The sequence below is a fragment of the Vibrio sp. TH_r3 genome (genome assembly GCF_033101115.1).
Lineage (GTDB): Bacteria > Pseudomonadota > Gammaproteobacteria > Enterobacterales > Vibrionaceae > Vibrio.
In genome coordinates, this window is sequence record NZ_JAWMPW010000099.1 from 1 (window position 1) to 342 (window position 342).

Sequence of the window (342 nt, forward strand, 5' to 3'; positions counted from 1 at the left end):
GCTGAGCCACAACATGACGGAACGCCTCACTGGCATCTTCTTTTATTTGTTGAAAAGCATCATTATGAAGAGATGGTAAATATTATGCGTTTCTATTCCATGCGAGAAGATAGTGAAGAGCAAGGGGCTTTAGACCACCGATTTACAGAAGTGAAAATTGACCCGGAAAAAGGTTCTGCTACTGGTTATATTGCTAAATACATTTCTAAAAATATTGATGGTAGCGATCTTGATTCCGGTATCTACGGAGAAGACCCACTTGATGCAGCAGCAAGAGTTGATGCTTGGGCGTCTTGCTGGGGGATCCGCCAATTTCAGCAGTTGGGGGGATGTTCAGTTACA

The 342-nt window shown here is 43.3% G+C and carries 1 protein-coding gene; it reads left to right on the forward strand.

What is annotated here, in order from left to right:
• Positions 1-342, forward strand: a 342-nt coding sequence (locus tag R3X26_RS18965) for a replication endonuclease (RefSeq protein ID WP_317718866.1), incomplete at both ends; no start/stop codon positions are given.